This is a genomic window from Thomasclavelia sp. (genome assembly GCF_017889095.1).
Taxonomy (GTDB): Bacteria; Bacillota_I; Bacilli_A; order Erysipelotrichales; family Coprobacillaceae; genus Thomasclavelia.
This window is the reverse complement of the sequence record NZ_JAGHEW010000407.1, coordinates 1-2,358: the sequence shown is the minus strand read 5'-3', so window position 1 is coordinate 2,358 and position 2,358 is coordinate 1. Positions and strand designations below refer to the sequence as shown.

Annotated in this window: 4 protein-coding genes; 3 read left to right on the top strand and 1 reads right to left on the bottom strand. The window is 31.2% G+C overall.

Annotation, left to right across the window (positions count from 1 at the left end; genetic code table 11):
- Nucleotides 1–374 precede the first annotated feature (374 nt).
- Nucleotides 375–485, bottom strand: coding sequence for a helix-turn-helix domain-containing protein (locus tag J7M77_RS16955; protein WP_367237061.1), 111 nt, complete (start codon nt 483–485; stop codon nt 375–377).
- A gap of 351 nt (nt 486–836) precedes the next feature.
- Here J7M77_RS16955 and acpP point away from each other — a divergent pair, with 351 nt between their 5' ends.
- From acpP to J7M77_RS16755, 3 genes are all read left to right on the top strand, one after another.
- A complete protein-coding gene (acpP, locus tag J7M77_RS16765; RefSeq protein WP_367237059.1) occupies nt 837–1,064 on the top strand; it encodes an acyl carrier protein in 228 nt (75 codons plus the stop codon).
- 89 nt (nt 1,065–1,153) lie between these two features.
- Nucleotides 1,154–1,618: an acetyl-CoA carboxylase biotin carboxyl carrier protein gene (gene accB / locus J7M77_RS16760; protein WP_296880641.1), complete on the top strand. Its 465-nt coding sequence runs from the start codon at nt 1,154–1,156 to the stop codon at nt 1,616–1,618.
- Between the two features lie 2 nt (nt 1,619–1,620).
- On the top strand, nt 1,621–2,358 hold a 738-nt coding region (locus J7M77_RS16755; protein ID WP_296880639.1), incomplete at its 3' end, for a biotin carboxylase N-terminal domain-containing protein.

Below are 2,358 nucleotides of genomic sequence, written 5' to 3'. Positions count from 1 at the left end.
GTCAAATGATTTTGATTATTCTGTATTTCCAGCGTTTTTCAAATGGTTACTTCAATTGTTTGCTTAATATAATTTAAAGATAATTTTATTAATGATATAAGGTGTCAATAAAAAGATTGACACCTTTTTATTGGCTAAATTCAGTATAAAAAGACATCTATATTTTTTTAGAATGTGTAATTTTCCGCCTATAATTAAGAGAGAAATTTAATACAGTTTTATTGATAGTCAAACGGTTGATCATAGAAATTAGGAACTGGTGTTTTATTTGATGATTGATTGATCGTTTTGAAACTGACTTGAAATATTATCCGTTAATTAAAACAATAATTATATAGTTTGGATTTTTTGATAAACAAATAAAGGAAATTCTTTTATGTAATATAATGAAGATTACGATATGCTCTTGGAGTCATGTTAGTAATCTTTTTAAATTGTATGGAAAAATAACTAGGATTATCAAAACCGCAATCATAAGCTGTAATGATACGATAGTAAGTTAGACATTGAATGTGCTAACATAGCTAATGTGACTTTTGGTTTAGTAACTTGGAATGGTTTCAAGGTTGATGGAAAGATGGCTAAAATGGTCTTTAACAGTCCTGAAGAATTAGTTGTTTAACTTTGTTAAATTGTCGAAAAATGATGAATATTTGGGGAAAAATATGGTTTTTGAAAATAAATAAGTGAAAAAATTTATCGCTAAAACACTTGATTTTACTAGTGGTTTAGCGTTTTTTTCATTTTTTGATAAAAATTTTGAACATCAAACTATTTACAAATATTTATATTTCTAATATAATGGGGGCGTAATAAACACGAGGAGGAAATATAACGTGGTATTTGAAAAAGTAAAAGAAATTATCGTAGATTCTTTAAGTTGTGATGAAGATAAAGTAACTTTAGAAGCTAGCTTAAAAGAGGATTTAGAAGCTGATTCTTTAGATGCTGTTGAATTAATTATGGCAGTTGAAGAAGAATTTGATGTTGAAATTCCTGATGAAAAAGCTACAGAAATGAAAACTGTTCAGGATATTGTTGATTATATCGAAGCAAATTCTTAAGAAACAAACGATTAATATTATTACCCAGAGAAACTGGGTAATAATTTTTTTGAAAAATTACTTTGATATTCAAAATAAAGGAGGATTTTATGAAAATCGATTTAGTAAAACAGTTAATTGCTGAATTTGAAAACGCTGAAGTTTTTAAAATGAAAGTAGAAATTGAAGATATAAAATTAGAATTAGAAAAAGCACCACCAGCTCCAGTTAATGTAGTCAGTGCTCCAGCACCAATGCAGCCAGTAGCTGCTCCAATGCCTGCTCCTGTTGTTGAAGCAAGTAAAGAAGCTGAAACTAAAGAACCAGAAGTAAGTGGTACACCAGTTAAATCACCAATCGTTGGGGTATTCTATGCAGCTAGTTCACCAACTGCAAAACCGTATGTAGAAGTTGGCAGCAAAGTAAAAGCGGGACAAGTTTTATGTATTGTTGAAGCGATGAAAGTAATGAATGAAATTAAAGCACCAATTGATGGTACTGTTACTGCAATTATGGCAAGTAGTGAAGATTTAGTTGAATTTGATCAAGTATTAATGTTAATTGAAGGTAATTAGTGATGTTTAAAAGAATTTTAATTGCAAATCGTGGCGAAATAGCTGTGCGAATTATTCGTACTTGTCAAGAATTAGGCATTGAAGCTGTTGCCGTATATTCAAATGTTGATAGTACTTCATTACATGTTCAATTAGCTGATTATGCTGTATGTATTGGACCAGCTAAAGCGGCTGATAGTTATTTAAATATGAAAAATATTTTAAGTGCTGCTACCGCTTTAGGTTGTGATGCAATTCATCCAGGCTTTGGATTTTTATCAGAAAATTCAACTTTTGCCAGATTAGTTGAAGAATGTGGAATGACATTTATTGGTCCTAGTGGTGATGTTATTGATATGATGGGAAATAAAAGTATGGCCCGTCAAAAAATGATTGATGCTGGGGTTCCGGTTGTTCCTGGTAGTGATGGCAGTGTTAATACGGTTGAAGAAGCTAAAGCTTGTGCTAATCGAATTGGTTATCCCGTTTTAATTAAAGCATCAGCTGGTGGCGGTGGTCGTGGAATGCGTAAAGCTTTTAGTGAAGAAGAGTTTGAAGATGCGTATTTAACCGCCAAAGCGGAAGCTAAAGCTTGTTTTGGCGATGATGATATGTATTTAGAAAAATTGATCTTAAATCCAAAACATATTGAATTCCAAATTTTAGCTGATAATTATGGTAATGTCATTCATTTAGGTGAACGTGATTGTTCAATTCAGCGAAGAAATCAAATGATGATTGAAGAAGCACCTAGTAAAGCT